Source organism: Pseudomonas fildesensis (assembly GCF_001050345.1).
Classification (GTDB): domain Bacteria; phylum Pseudomonadota; class Gammaproteobacteria; order Pseudomonadales; family Pseudomonadaceae; genus Aquipseudomonas; species Aquipseudomonas fildesensis.
Genome location: NZ_LFMW01000002.1, coordinates 135,932 through 157,349 on the forward strand (window position 1 = coordinate 135,932; position 21,418 = coordinate 157,349).

General features: G+C 60.1%; 22 protein-coding genes. 12 read left to right on the forward strand and 10 right to left on the reverse strand.

Translation table 11 applies throughout. The features are described from left to right. The first annotated feature begins 183 nt into the window (after window positions 1–183). Window positions 184–1,053, forward strand: a complete 870-nt coding sequence (locus ACR52_RS03880) for a carboxylate/amino acid/amine transporter (RefSeq protein ID WP_048720710.1) — start codon at window positions 184–186, stop codon at window positions 1,051–1,053. Here ACR52_RS03880 and ACR52_RS03885 read toward each other — a convergent pair. Beyond that, window positions 1,050–2,348, reverse strand: a complete 1,299-nt coding sequence (locus ACR52_RS03885; protein ID WP_048720712.1) for a mechanosensitive ion channel family protein — start codon at window positions 2,346–2,348, stop codon at window positions 1,050–1,052. The genes ACR52_RS03880 and ACR52_RS03885 overlap by 4 nt on opposite strands. Window positions 2,349–2,541: 193 nt before the next feature. Here ACR52_RS03885 and ACR52_RS03890 point away from each other — a divergent pair, with 193 nt between their 5' ends. Further along, window positions 2,542–3,888 carry a DEAD/DEAH box helicase gene (locus ACR52_RS03890; RefSeq protein ID WP_048720713.1) on the forward strand — a complete coding sequence of 449 codons (1,347 nt, stop codon included), beginning with the start codon at window positions 2,542–2,544 and terminating at the stop codon, window positions 3,886–3,888. A 113-nt stretch (window positions 3,889–4,001) separates the two neighbouring features. Here the strand turns inward: ACR52_RS03890 and ACR52_RS03895 are convergent, their stop codons facing one another. Next, entirely contained in the window at window positions 4,002–4,277 is a 276-nt protein-coding gene (locus ACR52_RS03895; RefSeq protein WP_048720715.1) for a hypothetical protein, read from the reverse strand. 155 nt (window positions 4,278–4,432) lie between these two features. On the opposite strand from ACR52_RS03895, the gene ACR52_RS03900 reads away from it, so the two are divergent. After that, a complete protein-coding gene (locus ACR52_RS03900; RefSeq protein WP_048720717.1) occupies window positions 4,433–4,822 on the forward strand; it encodes a hypothetical protein in 390 nt (129 codons plus the stop codon). A 64-nt stretch (window positions 4,823–4,886) separates the two neighbouring features. Here the strand turns inward: ACR52_RS03900 and ACR52_RS03905 are convergent, their stop codons facing one another. The 3 genes from ACR52_RS03905 to ACR52_RS03915 form a co-directional block, all read right to left on the reverse strand. Next, window positions 4,887–5,753, reverse strand: a complete 867-nt coding sequence (locus ACR52_RS03905; protein WP_048720719.1) for a DUF6279 family lipoprotein — start codon at window positions 5,751–5,753, stop codon at window positions 4,887–4,889. Window positions 5,754–5,819: 66 nt separating this feature from the next. Then, entirely contained in the window at window positions 5,820–6,542 is a 723-nt protein-coding gene (locus ACR52_RS03910) for a TorF family putative porin (protein ID WP_048720721.1), read from the reverse strand. A gap of 206 nt (window positions 6,543–6,748) precedes the next feature. Beyond that, window positions 6,749–6,928 (reverse strand): hypothetical protein, encoded by a 180-nt coding sequence (locus ACR52_RS03915; protein ID WP_017527541.1) that lies wholly within the window; start codon window positions 6,926–6,928, stop codon window positions 6,749–6,751. A gap of 324 nt (window positions 6,929–7,252) precedes the next feature. Here ACR52_RS03915 and ACR52_RS03920 point away from each other — a divergent pair, with 324 nt between their 5' ends. The 3 genes from ACR52_RS03920 to ACR52_RS03930 all read left to right on the forward strand — a co-directional run bounded on the left by ACR52_RS03920 (window position 7,253) and on the right by ACR52_RS03930 (window position 10,191). Then, window positions 7,253–8,089: a CvfB family protein gene (locus tag ACR52_RS03920; protein WP_048720724.1), complete on the forward strand. Its 837-nt coding sequence runs from the start codon at window positions 7,253–7,255 to the stop codon at window positions 8,087–8,089. 62 nt (window positions 8,090–8,151) lie between these two features. After that, window positions 8,152–8,550 carry a DUF2177 family protein gene (locus ACR52_RS03925; protein WP_048720726.1) on the forward strand — a complete coding sequence of 133 codons (399 nt, stop codon included), beginning with the start codon at window positions 8,152–8,154 and terminating at the stop codon, window positions 8,548–8,550. Between the two features lie 198 nt (window positions 8,551–8,748). Then, window positions 8,749–10,191 (forward strand): NCS1 family nucleobase:cation symporter-1, encoded by a 1,443-nt coding sequence (locus ACR52_RS03930; RefSeq protein ID WP_048720728.1) that lies wholly within the window; start codon window positions 8,749–8,751, stop codon window positions 10,189–10,191. Here the strand turns inward: ACR52_RS03930 and ACR52_RS03935 are convergent. Further along, on the reverse strand, window positions 10,103–11,329 hold the full coding sequence (locus ACR52_RS03935) for an MFS transporter (protein WP_048720730.1): 1,227 nt from the start codon (window positions 11,327–11,329) through the stop codon (window positions 10,103–10,105). The two genes, ACR52_RS03930 and ACR52_RS03935, sit on opposite strands and share 89 nt — an antisense overlap. Window positions 11,330–11,432: 103 nt before the next feature. Here ACR52_RS03935 and ptrR point away from each other — a divergent pair, with 103 nt between their 5' ends. Together ptrR and ACR52_RS31495 are read left to right on the forward strand one after the other, a co-directional pair. Then, window positions 11,433–12,326, forward strand: coding sequence for a putrescine utilization regulator PtrR (ptrR, locus tag ACR52_RS03940; RefSeq protein ID WP_048720731.1), 894 nt, complete (start codon window positions 11,433–11,435; stop codon window positions 12,324–12,326). 140 nt (window positions 12,327–12,466) lie between these two features. Then, window positions 12,467–12,589 carry a PA1414 family protein gene (locus ACR52_RS31495; protein WP_017737772.1) on the forward strand — a complete coding sequence of 41 codons (123 nt, stop codon included), beginning with the start codon at window positions 12,467–12,469 and terminating at the stop codon, window positions 12,587–12,589. 197 nt (window positions 12,590–12,786) lie between these two features. On the opposite strand, the gene ACR52_RS03945 is transcribed toward ACR52_RS31495, so the two are convergent. From ACR52_RS03945 to speB, 4 genes are read right to left on the reverse strand one after another with little or no spacing between them, the layout of a single operon-like run. After that, window positions 12,787–14,169 (reverse strand): sodium:solute symporter, encoded by a 1,383-nt coding sequence (locus tag ACR52_RS03945; protein ID WP_048720733.1) that lies wholly within the window; start codon window positions 14,167–14,169, stop codon window positions 12,787–12,789. A 23-nt stretch (window positions 14,170–14,192) separates the two neighbouring features. Next, window positions 14,193–15,797 (reverse strand): purine-cytosine permease family protein, encoded by a 1,605-nt coding sequence (locus tag ACR52_RS03950; RefSeq protein ID WP_048720735.1) that lies wholly within the window; start codon window positions 15,795–15,797, stop codon window positions 14,193–14,195. Window positions 15,798–15,818: 21 nt separating this feature from the next. Next, window positions 15,819–16,238 (reverse strand): YybH family protein, encoded by a 420-nt coding sequence (locus ACR52_RS03955; RefSeq protein WP_048720737.1) that lies wholly within the window; start codon window positions 16,236–16,238, stop codon window positions 15,819–15,821. Beyond that, entirely contained in the window at window positions 16,238–17,188 is a 951-nt protein-coding gene (gene speB, locus ACR52_RS03960; protein WP_048720739.1) for an agmatinase, read from the reverse strand. Before speB ends, ACR52_RS03955 begins: the two co-directional genes overlap by 1 nt. A gap of 182 nt (window positions 17,189–17,370) precedes the next feature. On the opposite strand from speB, the gene ACR52_RS03965 reads away from it, so the two are divergent. The 4 genes from ACR52_RS03965 (at window position 17,371) to rlmD (ending at window position 21,372) form a co-directional block, all read left to right on the forward strand. Continuing rightward, complete coding sequence (locus ACR52_RS03965) at window positions 17,371–18,264, forward strand: LysR family transcriptional regulator (RefSeq protein WP_048720740.1); 894 nt, start codon at window positions 17,371–17,373, stop codon at window positions 18,262–18,264. Window positions 18,265–18,269: 5 nt separating this feature from the next. Beyond that, window positions 18,270–18,875, forward strand: a complete 606-nt coding sequence (locus ACR52_RS03970) for a tRNA-uridine aminocarboxypropyltransferase (RefSeq protein WP_048720742.1) — start codon at window positions 18,270–18,272, stop codon at window positions 18,873–18,875. 242 nt (window positions 18,876–19,117) lie between these two features. Then, window positions 19,118–20,020 (forward strand): cysteine synthase CysM, encoded by a 903-nt coding sequence (gene cysM / locus ACR52_RS03975; protein ID WP_048720744.1) that lies wholly within the window; start codon window positions 19,118–19,120, stop codon window positions 20,018–20,020. Beyond that, complete coding sequence (gene rlmD, locus ACR52_RS03980) at window positions 20,020–21,372, forward strand: 23S rRNA (uracil(1939)-C(5))-methyltransferase RlmD (protein WP_048720745.1); 1,353 nt, start codon at window positions 20,020–20,022, stop codon at window positions 21,370–21,372. Before cysM ends, rlmD begins: the two co-directional genes overlap by 1 nt. Window positions 21,373–21,418 lie beyond the last annotated feature (46 nt).

Below are 21,418 nucleotides of genomic sequence, written 5' to 3' on the forward strand. Positions count from 1 at the left end.
TCACGCGGTGTTTATATTCCCCCACGCAAACCCTTCAAGTACGCGTAACGAACCTCCCTTTGCACTTTTGCTCCTGAGTGCTCCTGCCCGACTGCCGCTATAGCGAGGTCGGGTTTTTTTTGCCCCGAGTTTCTTCAAACGCCGAAAACCTTTAATGTCCCGCCCATTCGAGACGAGGCGCGCATGGGCTATCTACTGGTTGTCACCCTGATTCAGGCATTTTCCTTCAGTTTGATCGGCGAATACCTCGCCGGTCACGTCGACAGCTACTTCGCAGTGCTGGTACGCGTGCTGCTGGCCGGGCTGGTGTTTATCCCGCTGACCCGCTGGCGCTCTGTGGAGCCGGCCTTTATGCGCGGCATGCTGGTGATCGGTGCGCTGCAGTTCGGCATCACCTATGTGTGCCTGTACCTGAGCTTTCGTGTGCTGACGGTGCCTGAGGTGTTGCTGTTCACCATCCTCACGCCACTGCACGTGACCCTGATCGAAGATGCGCTCAACCGCCGCTTCAACCCCTGGGCGCTGATTGCCGCGTTGGTAGCAGTGGCGGGCGCGGCAGTGATCCGTTTCGACCAGATCACCCCGCACTTCCTCATGGGATTTTTGCTGCTGCAACTGGCCAACTTCACCTATGCCGCCGGGCAGGTGCTGTACAAACACCTGGTGGCGCGCTACCCGAGCGATCTGCCGCACTACCGCCGCTTCGGGTACTTCTATTTGGGGGCGTTGCTGGTGGTATTGCCCGCGTTCCTGTTGTTCGGCAAATCCAACTTCCTGCCCGAAGCGCCGCTGCAATGGGGCGTGCTGGTGTTCCTCGGGTTGGTCAGCACCGCGCTGGGCCTGTACTGGTGGAACAAGGGCGCCTGCCTAGTCGATGGCGGCACCCTGGCGGTGATGAATAACCTGCATGTGCCGGTGGGGCTGCTGCTGAACTTGCTGATCTGGAACCAGCACGAGCCGCTGGGCCGGTTGGCGTTGGGTGGGTTGGTGATTTTGGGGGCCGTGTGGATCAGCCGGTTGGGCGTGAAGTCGCCCAACCGTTCAGTCGCTTAAACAGCGTTATGTTCAGGGGCTGGCAGATGGCTTGCCCCCAACACCGCCGGCAACATCCCCGCCCTTAAATCATTGCCACTCGGCTGCTGATACAGGCTCAAGCCAAACTCCGGCAACACCGCGAGTAAATAATCAAAAATATCCCCCTGGATCCGCTCGTAATCTACCCACGCCGTGGTGCGGGTAAAACAGTAGATTTCCAGCGGCACGCCCTGGGCGGTGGTCTGCATCTGGCGGACCATGCAGGTCATGTTCGGCTGGATGTCCGGGTGGCTTTTCAGGTAGGCCAAGGCATACGCGCGGAAGGTGCCGAGGTTGGTCATGCGCCGGCGGTTGGCCGAGAGTTGCGCGCTATTACCCTGGGCCTCGTTCCAGGCCTTGAGTTCGGATTGCTTGCGGCCGATGTAGTCGGTCAGCAGATGCACCTGGGTCATGCGCACTTCTTCGTCATCACGCAGGAAGCGCACGCCGCTGGCGTCGATATACAGGCTGCGCTTGATCCGTCGGCCGCCGGAGGCCTGCATGCCGCGCCAGTTCTTGAACGACTCGGACATCAGGCGCCAGGTAGGAATGGAGACGATGGTCTTGTCGAAGTTCTGCACCTTGACCGTATGCAGGGTGATATCGACTACATCACCATCGGCGCCGACCTGGGGCATTTCGATCCAGTCGCCTACGCGCAACATGTCGTTACTGGTCAGTTGCACGCTGGCGACAAACGACAACAGCGTGTCCTTGTACACCAACAAAATCACCGCCGACATGGCGCCCAGACCCGACAGCAGCAACAGCGGCGACCGGTCGATCAGAGTCGCGACGATGATGATCGCGCCAAACACGAACAACACCATCTTCGCCAGCTGCACATAGCCCTTGATCGAGCGGGTGCGGGCGTGTTCGGTGCGTGCGTAAATGTCGAGCAGGGCATTGAGCAGGGCGCTCATGGCCAGCACCAGGAACAGAATGGTCAGCGCCAGGGCCACGTTGCCGATAAACAGGATCGCGGTCTTGCTCAGGTCTGGCACCAGGTACAGGCCGAACTGGATGACCAGTGAGGGCGTCATCTGCGCCAACCGGTGGAAGACCTTGTTATGCCGCAGGTCGTTGAGCCAATGCAGCGCGGGTTGCCGACCCAGCAATTTGACGGCGTGAAGGATGAGGTAGCGCGCCACCCGCCCGAGCAGCAGAGCCACTACCAGCAACACCAGCAACCCCAGGCTTGAATGCAGCAGCGGGTGTTGATCGAGGGCGCCCCAGAGGTCTTGGACGTTGAGCCAGAACTGTTTGATATCCATGGATGAAACCGATTCTTCTGTAAGACAAGACGGGTCGATTAGAGCATTTAAGTGCAATAAAGTTGACGTTGTAGACAAACGCCCTGACAAAAAAGCAGCTGATTAGCACCGTTCGCGTAAAGAAACTCGGTTTGGACGCCCGAAACCGTTACCCTATGCAGCTGATATTTTGTATTTCTTCGAGGTAGCACCCGTGTTTTCCCAATTCGCCCTGCACGAACGCCTGCTCAAAGCCGTGGCCGAGCTAAAATTTGTCGAGCCTACGCCTGTGCAAGCAGCGGCCATCCCGCTCGCGCTCGAAGGGCGTGACCTGCGGGTGACGGCTCAAACCGGTAGTGGCAAGACCGCCGCTTTCGTCCTGCCGATTCTGAACCGCCTGATCGGCCCGGCCAAAGTTCGCGTCAGCATCAAGACCCTCATCCTGCTGCCGACCCGCGAGCTGGCCCAGCAGACCCTGAAGGAAGTGGAGCGCTTCTCGCAGTTCACGTTCATCAAGTCCGGCCTCATCACCGGCGGTGAAGACTTCAAGGTCCAGGCTGCCATGCTGCGCAAGGTGCCGGACATCCTGATCGGTACGCCGGGCCGCATGATCGAGCAACTCAACGCCGGCAACCTCGACCTCAAGGAAGTTGAAGTACTGGTGCTCGACGAAGCCGACCGCATGCTCGACATGGGCTTTGCCGACGACGTGCAGCGCCTGGTGGCTGAATGCGTCAATCGCCAGCAGACCATGCTGTTCTCCGCCACCACCGGCGGTTCGACCCTGCGCGACATGGTCGCCAAGGTCCTGAACAACCCTGAGCACCTGCAGGTCAACAACGTCAGCGACCTGAACGCGACCACGCGTCAGCAAATCGTTGCCGCTGACCACAACGTGCACAAAGAACAGATCCTCAACTGGCTGCTGGCCAACGAGACCTATCAGAAGGCCATCGTGTTCACCAACACCCGGGCTGCGGCTGACCGCATCTATGGTCGCTTGGTGGCGCAGGACTACAAGGCGTTCGTCCTGCACGGTGAGAAAGACCAGAAGGACCGCAAGCTGGCCATCGACCGCCTAAAGCAAGGCGGCGTGAAGATTCTGGTGGCCACCGACGTCGCCGCACGCGGCCTGGACGTGGACGGCCTGGACATGGTCATCAACTTCGATATGCCCCGCAGCGGCGACGAATACGTACACCGTATCGGGCGTACCGGGCGTGCCGGCAACGATGGTCTGGCGATCTCGCTGATCTGCCACGGTGACTGGAACCTGATGTCGAGCATCGAGCGCTACCTCAAGCAGTCGTTCGAGCGCCGCACCATCAAGGAAGTCAAAGGCACCTACACCGGGCCTAAGAAGGTCAAGGCGTCGGGCAAGGCCGTTGGCGTGAAGAAGAAGAAAGTCGACGCCAAGGGCGACAAGAAAAAGGCCAGCGGCAAGTCGCCGACCAAGCGCAAGATCGCCAACCGGCCGAAGACCGACAACCTGTCGCTCGTCAGCAAGGACGGCATGGCGCCGCTCAAGCGCCGCAAGCCAGAAGCACCGGCTGCCGAATAAAGCAGGGCGATATAAAAAAACCGGACGATGTCCGGTTTTTTTATGCCTTCAGCTTGATCGTTCCCCCGCCCCGCGTGGCAATGCCTTCAGGGACGCTCTGCGTCCGGCTTTGCTCAGCCTTTGGCCTTGGCGGCAGCTTCTTTCAATTCCTTAAGGCGCGCGTCGATCAACTGGCACTTGTCGGGGAACTCCGCGCTTTCGGTATCCAGGTCCATCTTCTGCAGCTCGTCGTTTATCTCCTCGGCTTTGGTCGGGCTCTGCTCGGTGAGTTTGGCGACTTCCTGGGCCAGTTGCTCGCGCTTGACCGTGGCTTCTTCCGGCGTGCAGGCCCAGGTGGGCAGGGCGGTGAGCAGGGTGGCGGCGATGGCCAGGTTCATCAGGCTTTTCATGGTAGGACCTCCTTGGCGGTTATGTGTAGTTGAGGGCACGAACGTCTGGAAAGTTCAGAGAAATGACGCCCGTCCATTCGGCTGAACGGCCGCTGATGCGGCGTGTCACACCTCTAGACGGGCTACTTTTCCTTGGGCCTGCAGGAGGAATCAGGATGACGACTTACAACTGGGATCTGATCGAGCGTCTGCTGCATGAAGTGCAGAACGGCGAGGGCAGCTTTGCCCCGCGCAAGTACGCCGAGCAGGAAGCGGCTGAGAAGGCCACGGCGGGCGAGTCCACCGGTAATCTGGATGAGCTGAAAAAGACCGCTGCCGATTACGAGGCGCTGTTGTTCAAGCGCGGATTTATTGAATCGCGCCCCGAGAAAGAGGGTGGCAGTGGCGAGAATTTCATTTTGACAGCGCTCGGTGCGCAGCTATTGGCGCTGATCGATAGCTCGATTCCGGGCAATGATCACCCGCGTCAGGTGCTGGATGAGCAGGCGGATGCGCTGGACCCGGCGACGTTTGCTGAAGTGGCGTCCAAAGCACAGATCGCCTGACAGGCAATATGCGGACTAAATGCAGGAGGGGCGGTGCGACGATTCGCACCGCCCGTCTCACAATTTAGTTCGTGGCGGCCTTGAGGCACTTGAGTTCCTTGAAGTCGCTTCGCACGCTGTCGATTTTCTGCGTCAGTTTCAAGCGCTGCCGCACGGTGCTTTCAGCCATCACATCGACGATAAGGCTACGTGCGGCGGACTCGGTCTGTGCATAGGCGGTCCGATATTCCGGTGTCCACAGGCTTTCGCGCTCTACCAGCAATTGCTTGATTTTCTGCGGGAAGTCAGCGCTGTGGCGTTGTTGCACGGCGTCGATGAATTGCTCCTGCCAATGGGCGCGGTTGCCGATCCACTGTTGGTTCTGGTCGCCCAGGGCGATTGACCAAGCTGTCACACGATTCTGCTGGCTGGCACTCAGCGGGCCCATCCAGGTATCCAGGCGCTTGCTCATACGCTCGGCGCGTTCCTTGATCTGCTGCGCAAGCGGCGGTTTGAGGTATTCGTCCTGGCGCTTGCGCAGGTCTTTAGCCAGGGCGTCATTCATGTCCTTGACCTGCTGGTCGTCCAGCCCTTGCAGCAATTGGATGGCCGACGGGGTAATTTCCCGGGCAACCTCGGCAATCGCCTGTTTGGCCTCGAGGGTGCGGGTTTGCAGTGCAGCGTCGGTGACCTGGTCGCTGTCGACCATTTGTTGCAGGCGATCGAGCCAATCCAGGTAACCCGGCAATTGCGTGGTGCAATGCCAGGCCAGGTGGTCCTTGAGGGTGTCGTTGAACCAACTCTTTTGCCCGCCATTCATGTCCAGGTAGTCGTTGAGGGTCCAGGGAATGATCACATCGAGGTTGCGGTAGGCCAGGCCCACACGATTGCAGCCGGCGAGCACCAGGCTCACGGTGAGCAACACCACCAGAAGTTTAAGCCGACGCAGCATTGGCAGGTCCTTGCGCAGAGAGGATTAACGCATCTGAACCTGCGTTAGGCGCGACAGTTCAGCCCGTCAATAAAACGACCGAGCGGCCTTCAAGGTCAACAGGCCGTCGCATTGCGAATTGTGTCCGGAGTAGGCCGAGCAGTCACCGCCGCTGAGGCTGGAGTCGCTGTAGATCAGGTTCAGGTCAACACCCATCCACTCGCGGGAGAACTGCACCGACCAGTCACTGAACGAGCTTATTGAGCCGCCTTCGACTGAGGTCGGGGTGCCCAGCTGGTGCGTGGTGTACTTCATGCTGACGCCGATGCCGAAAGGCTGCGTGCCGCTGAGGTCAGCAAACAGCGTGCTGTCCTTTCGGTCGGGGTCATTGCTGAAAGAGGCACCGAAGCGATTGCCCAACAGGTTCAGGCCGCCATAGAACTCCTGGCTGTCGAGGGGGCTGAGCGTGGGGTAGCTGTAGTGGATCAATCCGACTTCGTAACCCAGGGTCTGGTCGAAGGGATGCTTGAAGCCCATGTAGGAATCAACTTCGAGGTTGCTGGCCGAGGAAAGGCCCATGTTTGGCGAGAATTGGCCGAAATACACGCCGCTGTCGTGGCTCAGATCGAGGCCTCCATGGAACGAGTCGCTGCCCGGAGAAGTTGGCTTGACGAGGCCCTGCGCCATGCTGCGGCTGGGCGTGGTGCCCAATTTCAGGTCAAAGTCACCCAATTCGCGCTGGAAGATCTGCGCTTGCGCAAGGGGGCTCGCCGCAAGGGCGCCGATCAGAAACAAGCAGGGTTTAAGCATGCTTCACTCCATGAAAAGCGAGGAGCAGTGACGGAAAAATCGGGCAGATGCCCGTGCTAGACGTGTGCAAGCATACCGGCGAATGCCGGGAGGTGAGGCCCGTTCGTCGATTAGCGCATTCGAGTGTGAAGCAAGAGGGTGTTTCGGGCTCTAGTCCTAGCGCCTTGAAGGCAAGACGCTTAGGGACCAGGTGTGCTGCGCGGGTATTACTTCTTGCCCAGGCTGATCTGCTTGGACGGGCCGAAAGTCTGGCCGCTCACGCCCTTGGCAATCTGCTGGATTTCGCCGCCGGACTTGAGGAATGCAGCAATCTGGTTGTTGATCGATTCGCTGGTTTCAACGGCGGGAGCTGGCTTTGCTTTGCTGTTGGATGCTTTTACGCGCATGGCGGCCACTAACCTGTAGAAAAATTAACTTGGCCATGCATCGTACAGGAAATACTTGACAATTGCTTGGCAAATATCCTCCGGGAATAAGTGGGCGCGGTGAAAATAGCCTAATTCAATCTTCGAAATAAGCCTCTAACTTGCTGTTTTAAATCGAAACACTCGACCTTTGAGGGCCGATAGCCGTGGCAAAATTCAGTCAGCTGATCAGACGAGCGGGAACGTGCCAGTAGAGCACCACGCCAGCCCTTGATTTTTCAGGCGCGCGCGCGTGCCGGGCGCAACTCGGGTAGAATGCCGCCCACGCAATGAGGGTAATTGGAAATGGCTTTAGTCGGGCGCTACAACAGCTTGCAAGTGGTTAAACACACTAACTTTGGTTTGTACCTGGATGGTGCGCAAGACGGTGAAATCCTCTTGCCTAATCGGTATATCCCGAAAGACATTCCCAGCGAAGATGAAGACTGGCTCAACGTTTTCATTTATCTGGACAGCGATGACAAACTTATCGCCACGACGGAAACCCCCAAAGTTCAAGTCGGCGAATTTGCCAGTTTGAAAGTCGTCGAAGTCAACAGCATTGGTGTGTTCCTTGACTGGGGTTTGCCAAAGGATCTGTTGCTGCCGTATTCGGAAGAAAAACGTCAGATGACGGCCGGTGAGTACTGCGTGGTGCACGTCTACCTCGACAAGCACACCAGGCGCATCACCGCCACCGCGCGCCTTGACCGCTACCTCGACAAGACGCCCGCCAACTATGAGGTGGGCCAGGAAGTCGACCTGCTGGTGGCCGAAGCGACCGATATGGGCTTCAAGGCAATCATCAACAACAAGCACTGGGGCCTGATCCACAAGAACGAAGTGTTCAAGTTCCTGCGCCCGGGCAAGGAAGAGAAAGGCTTCATCAAGGAAATTCGTGCCGATGGCAACATCAGCCTGAGCCTGCAACCAGTCGGCCAGGAGGCGGCTTCGAGCCTCAACTCGAAGATCCTCGCCAAGTTGCGTGAAAACAACGGCAGCTTGCCGGTCAGCGACAAGAGCGACCCGGCGGTGATCAGCAACTTGTTCGGCGTGAGCAAAGGCAACTTCAAGAAAGCCATTGGTGCGCTCTACAAGCAGGGTCAGATTGTGATTCACGCGGATCGCATTGAACTTAGCTGAGTTCGGTTTGCTCTTCTTGTAGGCGCGAGGCGGGCGCCTCGCTCCTACAGAAGGTTGCGTCAATGTCCAAAAAAGTCATATTCGGTTACCTCGGCACCTTGTTCGCCTTTTTGGTGCTCGACGGACTCTGGCTCGGCGTCTTCATGGGGCCGACCTACAAATCCCTGCTCGGCCCATTGATGCTGGATCAGCCTCGTCTGTTGCCCGCAGCCCTGTTTTATCTCCTCTATGCCATTGGTTGTGTGGTGTTCGTGGTCTTGCCAAGCGGCAGCTGGCAACGCGCGGCGCGCCTCGGTGCCTTGCTCGGGCTGGTGGCCTACGGCACCTATGACCTGAGCAACTGGGCCACGCTGCAAGGCTGGTCTGCCGGGCTCGCGGTCATGGACATGGCCTGGGGTACGTTCCTGACGGCGGCATGCTGCACGGTTGGGCACTTGTGTGCACATCGGGTGCGCAACTGATTGTGTACAGGATTTGTGTGCACTGTTGCTGAGCGTAGCCCCTGCGTCTAGCCTGTCATAAAACCCTTTGGAGTGCAGTTCCAAAGGGATTGTGTGCCATTGGCACGCATTCTGCTGAATACCTCGTATACAAACCAGGCCACCTCCCGTATGCATCCCGTTACGGAAGCGCAGGCCGGTATTTCGAGGAGCCCAGCGATGACCGAACAATTGCCCAAAGGCTACAGCCCGCGCCTGTACAACCAGGACCTGGGCCCCCTGCCGCAGAAGTGGACCTGGTACAACATCTTCGCCTTCTGGATGAGCGACGTGCACAGCGTCGGCGGTTATGTATTTGCCGCCAGTCTGTTCGCTCTTGGCCTGGCCAGTTGGCAGGTGTTGATCGCCTTGCTCGCCGGTATCTGCATCGTGCAATTGATCGCCAACCTGGTGGCCAAGCCGAGTCAGCAAGCTGCGGTGCCTTATCCAGTGATCTGTCGGCTGGCCTTTGGTGTGTTCGGTGCGAATATTCCCGCAGTGATTCGCGGCCTGATCGCTGTAGCGTGGTACGGGATTCAGACGTATCTGGCGTCCAGTGCCTTGATCATTGTGGTGCTGCGCTTTTTTCCACAGATGGCGGTGTATGCAGAGCCGCACTTTGCAGGCCTGTCCTACCTGGGGTGGTTTGGTTTCCTCAGCTTATGGGTATTGCAGGCAGCAGTGTTCTGGGCCGGCATGGAATCCATCCGCCGCTTTATCGATTGGGCGGGACCGGTGGTCTACGCAGTGATGTTCGCCCTGGCCGGCTGGATTGTGTGGAAGGCGGGCTGGGCCAACATCAGCTTTACCCTGTCGGAAAAGTCGCTGTCGGGCTGGCAGGCGTTCGGCCAAGTGATTGTGGCGACGGCGCTTGTGATGTCCTACTTTTCCGGGCCGACCCTGAATTTTGGCGATTTCAGCCGCTACTGCCGCAGCATGCAAGATGTGCGGCGTGGCAATTTCTGGGGGCTGCCGGTGAATTTCCTGGCGTTTTCCCTGGTAACCGTGGTGATTGTTTCGGGCACCTTGCCGGTGTTCGGCGAAATGCTACATGACCCGATTGCCACCGTGTCGCGGATCGACAACAGCATGGCCGTGCTGCTGGGCGCCTTTGCTTTTGTCACCGCCACTATCGGCATCAATATTGTCGCCAATTTTGTTTCACCTGCGTTCGACTTCGCCAACGTCGCTCCGAGCAAAATCAGCTGGCGCGCCGGCGGGATGATCGCGGCGGTTGCGTCGATCTTCATCACCCCGTGGAACCTGTTCAACAACCCGCTGATGATCCACTACACCCTGGACATCCTCGCCGCATTCATCGGGCCGCTTTTCGGCATCCTGCTGGTGGATTTCTACTTGATCAAAAAACAGAAGATCGATGTGGATGCGCTGTTCGATGACAGCCCGAGCGGGCGCTATTACTTCGACGGCGGCGTGAACTGGACGGCGGTCAAGGCGCTGGCACCCGCGACGCTGGTGGGCGTCGCGATTACCTTCACACCCGCGTTGCAGGGCATGGCCAACTTCGCCTGGTTTACCGGGTGCTTCCTGGGTGGGCTATTTTTCTGGGGGCTCGCTCGGCGTGAACAGGTTCGCGCACCGGCGCCTTTGGTTGCGGGCTGACCTCAGAAGCGGGGCGCAGTAACACCGAGCCCGCCAACAACAGGCCGCAGCCGGCGATCACCAACGCCGGTTGCAGCCCGCCGCTCAGGTGGCTGCTCACCGACGCCAGCAGCGGGCCGCTCAATTGGCCGAGGGCAAAGCTGGCGGTCAGCAGCCCAGTGTTGCGCTGGTAGCCGTGGGGCGCGACCTCACGCAAGCGCGCCATCACCAACTGCATGCACGCCAGGAACGACCCACCGCACAGCAACACCCCCAGCGCCAAGCCCCAGCCATTGCCCAGCAAGCAAACGAATACCCCGGCCGCTTGCAACCACAGCGTCGTCATCAGCCAGTTGCGGGTGGTAGTCGGGCTCTTGCGGCGCAGGCTGGTCACCACCACGCCAATCGCGGCCGCCAGGCCAAAGCATGGCCAGAACAGATCGGCCTGCCAGGCACCGTTGAATTGTGCATTGGCCATCTGCGACAGAAACGTCGCCGGAATGATGTAGCCCAGGCCGTACAACATATAGATCCAGCACAAATGCGCGATGCTGCCGTTGCTGCTCACCTCGGCATGGCTGGCGACAGGTGCACTGCCGGCGGCCGGTTTCGGTAGGAAGGGCAGAATCGCCAGCAGCATCACCAATGCTACCCCGCCATACACCAACCACAAGGTTGCGGAGCTTTTCCCCAACAGGTTCGAGCCTAACGCCAGTAGCCCGGTCAACAGAATCCCCAGTCCAGGCCCGGCAAACACCAGGGCTCCCAGGCGAGGGCGGCCGGCGGCAATCGCCAGCGGCTGGCTCAAACTGGTAATCATCACCAGCGCCCAGGCACTCGCCACGCCGGTTCCGAAGCGCAACAGCAGATGCGGCCAGAACCCGTGTGCCCAGTACGACGCCAGCGTCAGCAACACGCACAGCCAAAGCCCGCCGTACAAACGCCCGCGCACATGGTGATGGCTGCGCGCGAAAGTCGAGTCCACCGCGCCGACGAAATAGCCCAGGTAATTGGCGGCGGCGATCAGGCCGGCGCCCGTCAGGTCGATCTGCCCTTCACTGAGCAGATGCGGCATCTGCGGGGTGAGTGCGAAGCGGCCAATGCCCATGGTCATCATCAGGGCGATAAAGCTGGCGAGTAAACGAATCAGGGGGGACATGTTCAGGTTTCCTGCATGGAAGCGAATACGTGCAGGCTAAAGAGGTTTTACTTTCTGTAAAAATGAATAATAGTGAGTAACTTGTTCAGTTTTGGAGAAAGGTGTGGAGTTCAGTCAATTGCGGATTTTCCAGGCCGTGGCAGAAGAGGGCTCCATAACCCGCGCTGCCGAGCGTTTACACCGCGTGCCATCGAACCTGTCGACCCGGCTCAAACAGATGGAGGAACAGCTCGGCGTAGAGCTGTTCGTCCGCGAACGCCAGCGTCTGCAGCTTTCTCCTGCAGGCAAAGTGTTGCTGGACTACAGCACCCGTCTGCTGGCGCTGCATGACGAAGCCCACGGCGCCGTGCAGGGCGGGCAGCCGGCCGGCGACTTTGTGCTGGGCAGCATGTACAGCACGGCGGCGATTCATTTACCGAAGCTGCTGGCGCGTTACCACAAGGCGTATCCAATGGTGAACTTGCAGGTGCAATCAGCGCCCAGCGGAGAGTTGCTGGAAGGCTTGATCACCGGGCGCCTGGATGCGGCCATGGTGGATGGCCCGCTGACTATCGCCACATTGGATGGTGTGCCGTTATGCGAAGAGCGTCTGGTGCTGATTTGCGAGGCTGACCACCCACCCGTTCTCGGTCCCCAGGATGTCGCCGGGCGTTCGGTATTTACCTTTCGCCGCAGTTGCTCGTACCGCGCGCGGCTGGAAACCTGGTTTTCCCACGAGCGCGTGGCCATGGGCCGGGCCATTGAGATCGAGTCTTATCAAGGCATGCTCGCCTGTGTCATCGCCGGTTCCGGGGTGGCCTTGATGTCCGAATCCATGCTCGACAGCCTGCCCGGCAAGGACAGCGTGTCCGTTCATCCGCTGATGGGGCCTTTTGCCACTGCGACCACCTGGTTGATGTGGCGAAAGGGTATGCTCGGCGCTAACCTCAATGCATGGATTGACCTGCAGCAAGCTGGCAAGTCGGAGTTCCTGCACGATACACGCGCAACTGCTTGAACGAACCGTCAGGATTTGGATCAATTCAGTAATAGTTCGTTGTGGTTTCGTTCAAGCAATACGTAAGACATAGAGCTACTATCTGTAGGAAGCGGCGACAGAATTTTCGCCGATCCGCACTACCCTCAAAGGGGGCAATCATGAAAGAGAAAATTCAAACCTGGCTCCATGACCTTGGCGTTGCGCTGGGCTTGATCGAGCCTCCGCTGCAGCCAGTGCCGATTCGTACGGATGACGAGCAGCGTCGGCCACGTCGCAGATAAGCTCGGTTCGCAGCAGGATTAAACATGTGGGAGCTGGCTTGCTCGAGAAGGCGGTGTGTCAGTCGATGAAAGGTTGACTGATACACCGCATTCGCGAGCAAGCCAGCTCCCACATTTGGTTTTATGCCAGGCAAAAAAACGGGTGCAACATCCGACGTTGCACCCGCTGAAGAAACCGCTCTAATTGCTGGTATTTCTCAAGCCGCCCGAGCTACCGATGCCTCCGGCCGGCGCGACAACAAACTCACCACCACAAAACTCACCAACGCCACCGCCAGGCTGTAGTAGATCGGTGTGTTCGCATCCAACCCATCTTTGATCATGAACACCAGCGCGGTCACGAAGCCCAGCGTCATGGACGTGATCGCCCCCGATGTTGTCGCGCGTTTCCAGAAGATCGCGCCAATCAGCGGGATCAGCATGCCGCCCACCAACGAGTTATAGGCCAGGGTCAGTGCGCTGATCACATCGTTTACCACCAGGGCGATACCCAGCACGGCGATACCGGTGAGCATCGTGAACAGGCGGTTGATGTTCAGGCTCGACTGTTTACCGCCACGCAGGCGCGGCAGCAGGTCTTCGGTCAAGACGGTGGAGGCAGCGAGCAAACCGGCGCTGGCGGTGGACATCATCGCCGCCAGTGCAGCCGCAATCACCAGGCCACGAATCCCGTCCGGCAGCGACACTTTGACGATGGCCGCAAACGCGTTGTTGACGTTGTCCAGGTCCGGGATCAGCACATGCGCTGCCATGCCGATCAGTGCACAGGCCAGGCCGTAGAGGATGCAGTAGAAACCGGCGAAAGTGCCTGCGTACTGGGCGACCTTTTCGTCACGCGCGGTGAACACCCGTTGCCAGATGTCCTGGCCGATCAGGATGCCGAAAAAGTAGATCATGAAATAGGTGATGATCGTGTCCCAGCCGATCGCGGTGAAGCTGAAGCTCGATGCGGGTAACTTGGTCACCAGTTCGTCCCAGCCGCCGACGCGGTACAGGCAGATTGGCAGCAGGATAAACATCAGGCCGACGGTCTTGATCACGAATTGCACGATGTCGGTGAGGGTCAGCGACCACATGCCACCGATGGTCGAGTAGACCACCACCACACCACCGCCCAACAACACCGAAATCCAGAACGGCAGGCCGAACAGCACCTGCAACACGGTGCCGATGGCCAGGATCGAAGTCACGCCGATCATCAGCGCGTAGGCCAGCATGATCACCGCACTGGCCTGGCGGGCCATGGGGTTGTAGCGCTTTTCCAGGACCTGGGTGACGGTGAAAATTTTCAGCTTCAGCAGCGGCTTTGCCAGGAACAGGTTCAGCGCAATGATCCCCATGCCCAGTGCGGCGCAGAGCCAGAAGCCGGAGATACCGTGCACATACCCCAGGCGCACAGTGCCGACGGTGGACGCGCCGCCCAGTACCGTGGCCGCCATGGTGCCCATATACAGCGTTGGGCCCAGGTTGCGACCCGCGACGAGGTAGTCCTCGTGGGTCTTGGCGCGGCGCATGCCGTAATAGCCGAGCACGAGCATACCGGCGGCGTAGGTGAGTACGACGAATAAATCCAAAGCCATGACGGCGGTTCTCCGATTATTTTTTATTGTGGTGAAGGTGCTTGTCGCGGCGAGGGAGCTTGCTGTGGCGAGGGCGCTTGCTCCCGTTCGACAGCGAAGCTGGAGCCGGCTTTTTTGGGGCTGCTTCGCAGCCCAGCGGGACTGTGCGACGATTCGACAAGCTCCCTCGCCACAACAGCGGGCCCGTAGACGGCGGCCGGTTCCGGGAACGAGCGAAGCAAGCTCAGGTACACCACCGAGGCCAGCCCCAGCGTGACCGGCAAGCTGATATCGATGCCACCGGCCAGGTTGCCCAGCGGCCCGACAAACTGCCCCGGCAGGTTGACGAAGCACAGGCCCACCAGCGCACTCGGAATCCAGGCCCCCAGCCCGCGCCAGTTCCAGCCATGGCTGAACCAGTAGCGCCCGCCGGTTTCACCACGCGTGAACACCTGCAGGTCGTCCGGGCAGTAGAAGCCACGGCGCACGATCAGGCCGATGATCATGATCACCATCCACGGCGTGGTGCAGGTGATGATCAGCACGGCGAAGGTCGACACGCTCTGCACCAGGTTGGCGGCGAAACGTCCGATAAAGATGAAGGCAATCGACATCACCCCAATCAGCAGCGTGGCCTTGACCCGTGACAATACGCGCGGGAACACACTGGACATGTCCAGCCCCGTGCCATACAGCGAGGTGGTGCCGGTGGACATGCCGCCGATCACCGCGATCAGGCACACCGGCAGGAAAAACCAGGTGGGCGCGACTGCCAGCAAACCGCCGACGTAATTGTTGGCCGCGATGTAGTCCGGTGCCTTGATCGCCACGATGGTCGCGGTAGCCAGGCCGAACAGGAACGGGATCAACGTGGCGATCTGCGCGGCGACCACGGCCAGCATGATGCGCATTTTCGGCGTCTCACGCGGGATGTAGCGTGACCAGTCACCGAGGAACGCACCGAAGGAAATCGGGTTGCTCATGGCCACCAGCGCGGCGCCGATAAACGCCGCCCAGAAGCCAGTCTGGCCCAGCGCTACAGTGCCGGCGAATTGGCTGTCGAAGGCTGGCGCAAAGGCGAAGACCCCCAGCAGAAACAGCAGGCTTGCCGCCCACACCGCAATGCGGTTGACCCACAGCATGAAGCGAAAGCCGTAGATGCACACGGTCAGTACGAGAAGGGCGAACACGCCGTAGGCCAGGCCCAGGGTCAGGTCGGTTTCCGGCAGGCCGATCAGGCGTTTCGCACCACCGACCAGCGCATCGCCTGAACTCCACACCGACAGTGAGAAGAAGGCAATCGCCGTCAGCAGCGACAGAAACGATCCGACGATCCGGCCGTGCACCCCAAAGTGCGCACCGGAAGACACCGCGTTGTTGGTGCCGTTGATCGGCCCGAACAAACCCATGGGCGCGAGGATCACCGCACCCACCAGCACGCCCAGCACAATCGCCCAGACACCGGCCTGAAACGACAAGCCAAACAGCACCGGAAACGAGCCCAGTACCGCAGTGGCAAAGGTATTGGCACCGCCGAAGATCAGGCGAAACAGGTCGTTGGGACCGGCGGTACGTTCGTGGTCCGGGATCTGTTCGACCCCGTTGGTTTCTATGCTGCGAATACTTTTTTCGTTGTTTTTATTATTCATGATCAGCTCCGATCACATTGGCTAAGGGGGCGGCAGCCCTTCCGGCATAGCGGACAAATGTTCGTGACAGGCCAGCCACAGGCCTTGTTGTTGTGTTTGAGATCCTTGTCGTTTGAAGACAATGGTCTCGCGTTCCTGGCTGAAAAATTGCTCCCCGTTCATGCGCAACTCGGTGGCCACGTCATGCATGAAAATCGCCACGTCACCCTGCAGGCTGACAAAAGCGTTGCTCGACGTGCACGACAGCACCTCGAACCCCTCGTCCCGGCGCCAGCTGTCCCACAACGCCTGGTAGGCATCGCGACTGAGCAGCGGCTGGGGGAGGGTGTAGAACACAAAACTGGCATCGGCCGTGAACGCGCCGAAGTAAGCGGCGCGGTCATTGCGGGCGAAGGCCGACACCAGGTCGGCCGCCGCTTTCAATACGTCGTGGGCACTCATCAGCGGTGCGTCACGCCGGGCAGTACGCAGAGCATCTCGTACAGCAGGTTGGCGCCCAGCAGCGAGGTATTGCCGGTGGTGTCGTAGGGCGGCGAAACTTCTACCAGATCGCAACCAATCAGGTCGAGGCCCTGGCAGCCACGGATGATTTCGATTGCCTGGATAGTGGTCAGGCCGCCGATTTCCGGGGTGCCGGTGCCAGGCGCCCAGGCCGGGTCGATGCCGTCGATGTCGAAGCTCAGGTAGACCGGACCGCCGCCGACTTTTTCACGCACTTCGGTCATCAACGGCGCGAGGGAGTGGTGCCAGCATTCTTCGGCCTGGACCACACGAAAGCCCTGTTTGCGGCTCCAGTTGAAGTCTTCAGCGGTGTAGCCCTGGGCGCGCAGGCCGATCTGGACCACGCGATCGCAGTCGAGCAAACCTTCTTCCACCGCGCGGCGGAAGGTGGTGCCGTGGGCTATTTTTTCGCCGAACATATGGTCGTTGACGTCGGCGTGGGCATCGATGTGTACCAGCCCGACCTTGCCGTGTTTCTTGTGGATCGCCCTCAGGATCGGCAGGGTGATGGTGTGGTCGCCGCCCAGGGTCATCGGCACTACGTTGTGCTCGAGGATCTCATCGTAGGCTTCTTCGATGATGCGCACGGCGTCGAGCAGGTTGAAGGTGTTGATGGCGACGTCGCCGATGTCGGCCACCGACAGCGAGTCAAACGGCGCCGCGCCGGTGGCCATGTTGTACGGGCGGATCATCACTGATTCGGCGCGAATCTCTCGGGGCCCGAAGCGGGTGCCGGCGCGCAGCGAGGTGCCGATGTCCAGGGGCACGCCGACAAAGGCTGCATCCAGGCCCTTGGCCGACTGCAAATGGGGAAGACGCATCATGGTGGCGATGCCGGCGAAGCGCGGCATTTCGTTGCCGCCCAGTGGTTGGTGGAAAATCTTGTCCACGGGATTGCCTCATCGTTGTTTTGTTTATTAGGGGCCGATTCTGCGAAAAGCCCGGGGCGGGAAGAATCGGCAGAGGCAAATACTTAGTTCAGATTTTTCTAAACTAATGCCGGCAGGTAGACTGTGCTGGCGGGCTGGCGTGTTGTGGCAAGCCCGCTCGCCACAAGACACTTGGAGAGCCTATGGCCAGCGCCTTGCCCGACCTGAAACTCCTGCGCATTTTCGTCAGCGTCGTGCGGCACCAGGGGTTCGCCAACGCCCAGCACGAACTCAACCTGTCGACCTCGGCCATCAGCACGTACATGAGCCAACTGGAATCGGCGTTGGGCCTGGTGCTGTGCCATCGCGGCCGGGGCGGGTTCAGCCTGACCAGCAAGGGCGAGCTGTTCCATCAGGAGACCCTGCGCCTGCTGGGCGAGCTGGAAGGCTTCGAGCAATACGCCGCCGCGTTGAAAGGCGAATTGCGCGGCACCCTCAAGCTGGGCGTGCTCGACTCCACTGTCAGTGACAAAGCCTTGCCGTTCGCCGAAGTGATCGGCGCGTACAGCCTGGAACATCCGGCGGTGCACCTGCATTTGTCGGTGATGAGCCCTTACGAGCTGCAACTCGGCGTGCAGGACAACCGCCTGGATCTGGCCATCGGCGCTTTCTCCAACCGCATGAGCGGGCTGATCTATATGCCGCTGTACCGCGAGCAGCACTGGCTGTATTGCAGCACGCGGCATCCGCTGTTCAGCGAGCGGCGTATCCCCGAGCAGGTGATCACCCAGCAACGCATGGTCGGTCGCGGCTACTGGAGCCAAGCCGAACTGGCGCGCCACGGCTTTAAACACAGCGCGGCGACGGTGGAAAGTATGGAGGCGCAGCTGATCCTGGTGCTGTCCGGCGCCTACATCGGCTACCTGCCCGAGCATTACGCCCAGGCGTGGGCCGACAAGGGCGACCTGCGTGTATTGCTGCCGGCGACTTTCGGCTACCAGGCGCCGTTCTCGATGATCATGCGCCGGGGTCGCAGCCGCGAGCCGCTTATCCAGACCTTCCGCGATCTACTCAAAGCCCAGCTCAACCAGGCCTGAAAACCATGTCCAGACCCCAATGCACCCGCTGCCTCAGGCCCTTCACCCACTGCCTGTGCGCGCTGATCCCCAACCTCGACAGCCGCACCCGCGTGTTGCTGTTGCAGCATCCGAGCGAGGTCAACCACGCGCTGAATACCGCGCGGTTGGCGGCGTTGGGGTTGAACAATGCGCAGTTGGTAGTGGGGGAGGTGTTCGAAGACCTGGCCACGTTATTAAACCCGCCCGGTTATCAGGCACGCCTGCTGTTTCCCGCTGACGATGCCCAGCTTCTGCAGGCCTATGCGCCGGACGATCAACCGCTGTTATTGGTGGTGCCGGATGGCACTTGGCGCAAGGCGCGCAAGTTATTGCACCTCAATCCGTTGCTGGCGGCCCTGCCTCGCGTGTCGCTGGCCGAGGGCGCGGTTTCCCGCTACCGATTGCGCAAGGCGCCGGGGCCTGGTGCGCTGTCGACGGTGGAGGCGATTGTGCAGGCGTTACAGGTGTTGGAAGCGCCGACATCTTTTGATCCGTTGCTCAGGCCCTTTGAAGCGTTGATCGAAGGGCAGATTGCGGCGATGGGCGAAGATGTTTTTCAGAGAAATCATGGCGACGGACGGCTTGGCTAGCAGGCTCACCGAGTCGCGGCCATCGGGAGCAAGCCCCCTCCCACATTGGATCGGAGTGTGCATATCGCTCTGTCGTCAATGCAGATCAAATGTGGGAGGGGGCTTGCTCCCGATGAGGCCCTCAAGGTCGCCACATTTCTTGCTTATTCCTGTAAGCCATAAGCACCGCACTTTGCGTGATATGGCCCGCCAGCCTTTCCCGGTATGATGTTCGCCCCCGCAGTCTGGATTGCGAATACGCCATGACCTTGCAGTACCCTACAATCGCCGATTGCGTCGGCAATACGCCCCTGGTCCGCTTGCAACGCATGGCGGGTGAAACCAGCAATACCCTGTTGCTCAAGCTCGAAGGGAACAACCCCGCGGGTTCGGTCAAGGACCGCCCGGCGCTGTCGATGATCACCCGTGCCGAGTTGCGCGGGCAGATCAAGCCCGGCGACACCCTGATCGAAGCCACCTCGGGTAACACCGGGATCGCCCTGGCCATGGCTGCCGCGATCAAGGGTTACAAGATGGTGCTGATCATGCCCGACAACGGCAGCGCCGAGCGCAAGGCGGCGATGACCGCCTATGGCGCCGAGCTGGTGCTGGTCACCCAGGAAGAGGGCATGGAAGGCGCTCGCGACCTCGCTGAGCGCATGGCCGCCGAAGGCCGTGGCCAGGTGCTGGACCAGTTCGCCAATGGGGACAACCCTGAAGCGCACTACACCACCACCGGTCCGGAAATCTGGCGCCAGACCCAGGGCACCATCACCCATTTCGTCAGCTCCATGGGCACCACCGGCACCATCATGGGCAACTCGCGCTACCTCAAGGAGCAGAACCCGGCGATCCAGATCGTTGGCCTGCAACCGATGGAAGGCTCGGCTATCCCAGGCATTCGTCGCTGGCCCGAAGAGTACTTGCCGAAGATCTACAACGCGACGCGTGTGGACCGCATCATCGACATGGCCCAGCGTGAAGCCGAAGACACCACCCGCCGACTGGCGCGTGAAGAGGGCATCTTCTGTGGCGTGTCGTCCGGCGGTGCCGTGGCCGGCATGTTGCGCTTGTCCCAGGAAGTGGAAAACGCGGTGATCGTCGCGATCATCTGTGACCGAGGCGACCGTTACTTGTCGACCGGCATTTTCGACGAACCTAACTGATGGCCAAGCACGAGAGAGGCCTGCGCTTCCAACCGACGGGCGGCAGCCGGGCCCCACAGATTCCAGTGGGCAAGAAACAACGCCTGACCATCGAGCGCCTGGCCAATGATGGCCGTGGCATCGTGTTCTTTGAAGGTCGCACGTGGTTCGTCAACGGTGCGCTGGCCGGCGAAGAAGTCGAAGCACGCGTGCTGGGCGCCCACGGTAAAGTGGTCGAGGCCCGCACCGAGCGCGTTTTCAAAGCCAGCGAACTGCGCCGCCCGGCGCCCTGCGCGCACTTCGGTCGTTGCGGTGGTTGCAGCGTGCAGCACTTGCCCCATGACGAACAACTCGCCCTGAAACAGCGCATGCTTGCAGAGCAATTTTCCCGTGTGGCCGGTGTCGAACCGCAAGAGTGGGCAGCGCCGTTGAGTGGACCGGAATTCGCTTACCGACGCCGTGCCCGCGTGGCTGTGCGTTGGGATGGCAAGGCGAAAAAACTGGAAGTGGGTTTTCGCGCCGTGGCCAGCCAGGACATCGTCGCCATCGATGATTGCCCGGTGCTGGTACAGGCCTTGCAACCGATCATGCAGCGCTTGCCGAACATGCTGCGCCGCTTGAGCAAACCTCAGGCGTTGGGGCATGTGGAGTTGTTCAGTGGTTCGTCCATCGCCGTGCTGCTGCGGCATATGGCGCCGTTGTCCGAGGCGGACCTGCTGGTCCTGAAAGAATTTTGTGCCTTCCATGAAGCCCAATTGTGGCTGCATGGCGAGGGCCAGCCGGAACCGGTTGAGCCCGATCAAGCCCTTGGCTATCGATTGGAACAGTGGGGTCTGGAGCTGGCCTATCGGCCAGGAGATTTTGTCCAGGTCAACGCAGGCGTCAACGAGGCGATGGTCGCCCAGGCCATGCAATGGCTGGCGCCGCAACCCGATGAACGGGTGCTGGACCTGTTTTGCGGCCTGGGCAACTTTGCCTTGCCACTCGCTCGCCAAGTGCGCGAAGTGGTGGCGGTGGAAGGTGTGCAGACCATGGTAGACCGCGCGGCGCTCAACGCTTCAAGCAACAATTTGCATAATGTGCAGTTTTTTCAGGCCGATTTGTCTCAGCCTTTGACTGACGCGCAATGGGCCCAACAGGGCTTTTCTGCGGTACTCTTGGACCCACCCCGTGATGGTGCCCTGGAGGTCGTGCGCAAGCTCGCCACCCTGGGGGCCAAGCGCCTGGTGTATGTGTCCTGCAACCCAGCCACGCTGGCGCGGGACACGGTTGAGTTGGTCAAGCAAGGCTACCGGCTAAAGCGTGCCGGGATCCTCGACATGTTTCCGCAAACAGCACATGTCGAGGCCATGGCGTTATTTGAAGCGGGCTAGGATGCCCGTTTAATCCGACTGGCCTGCATTCTCCAGGGCCGTGACC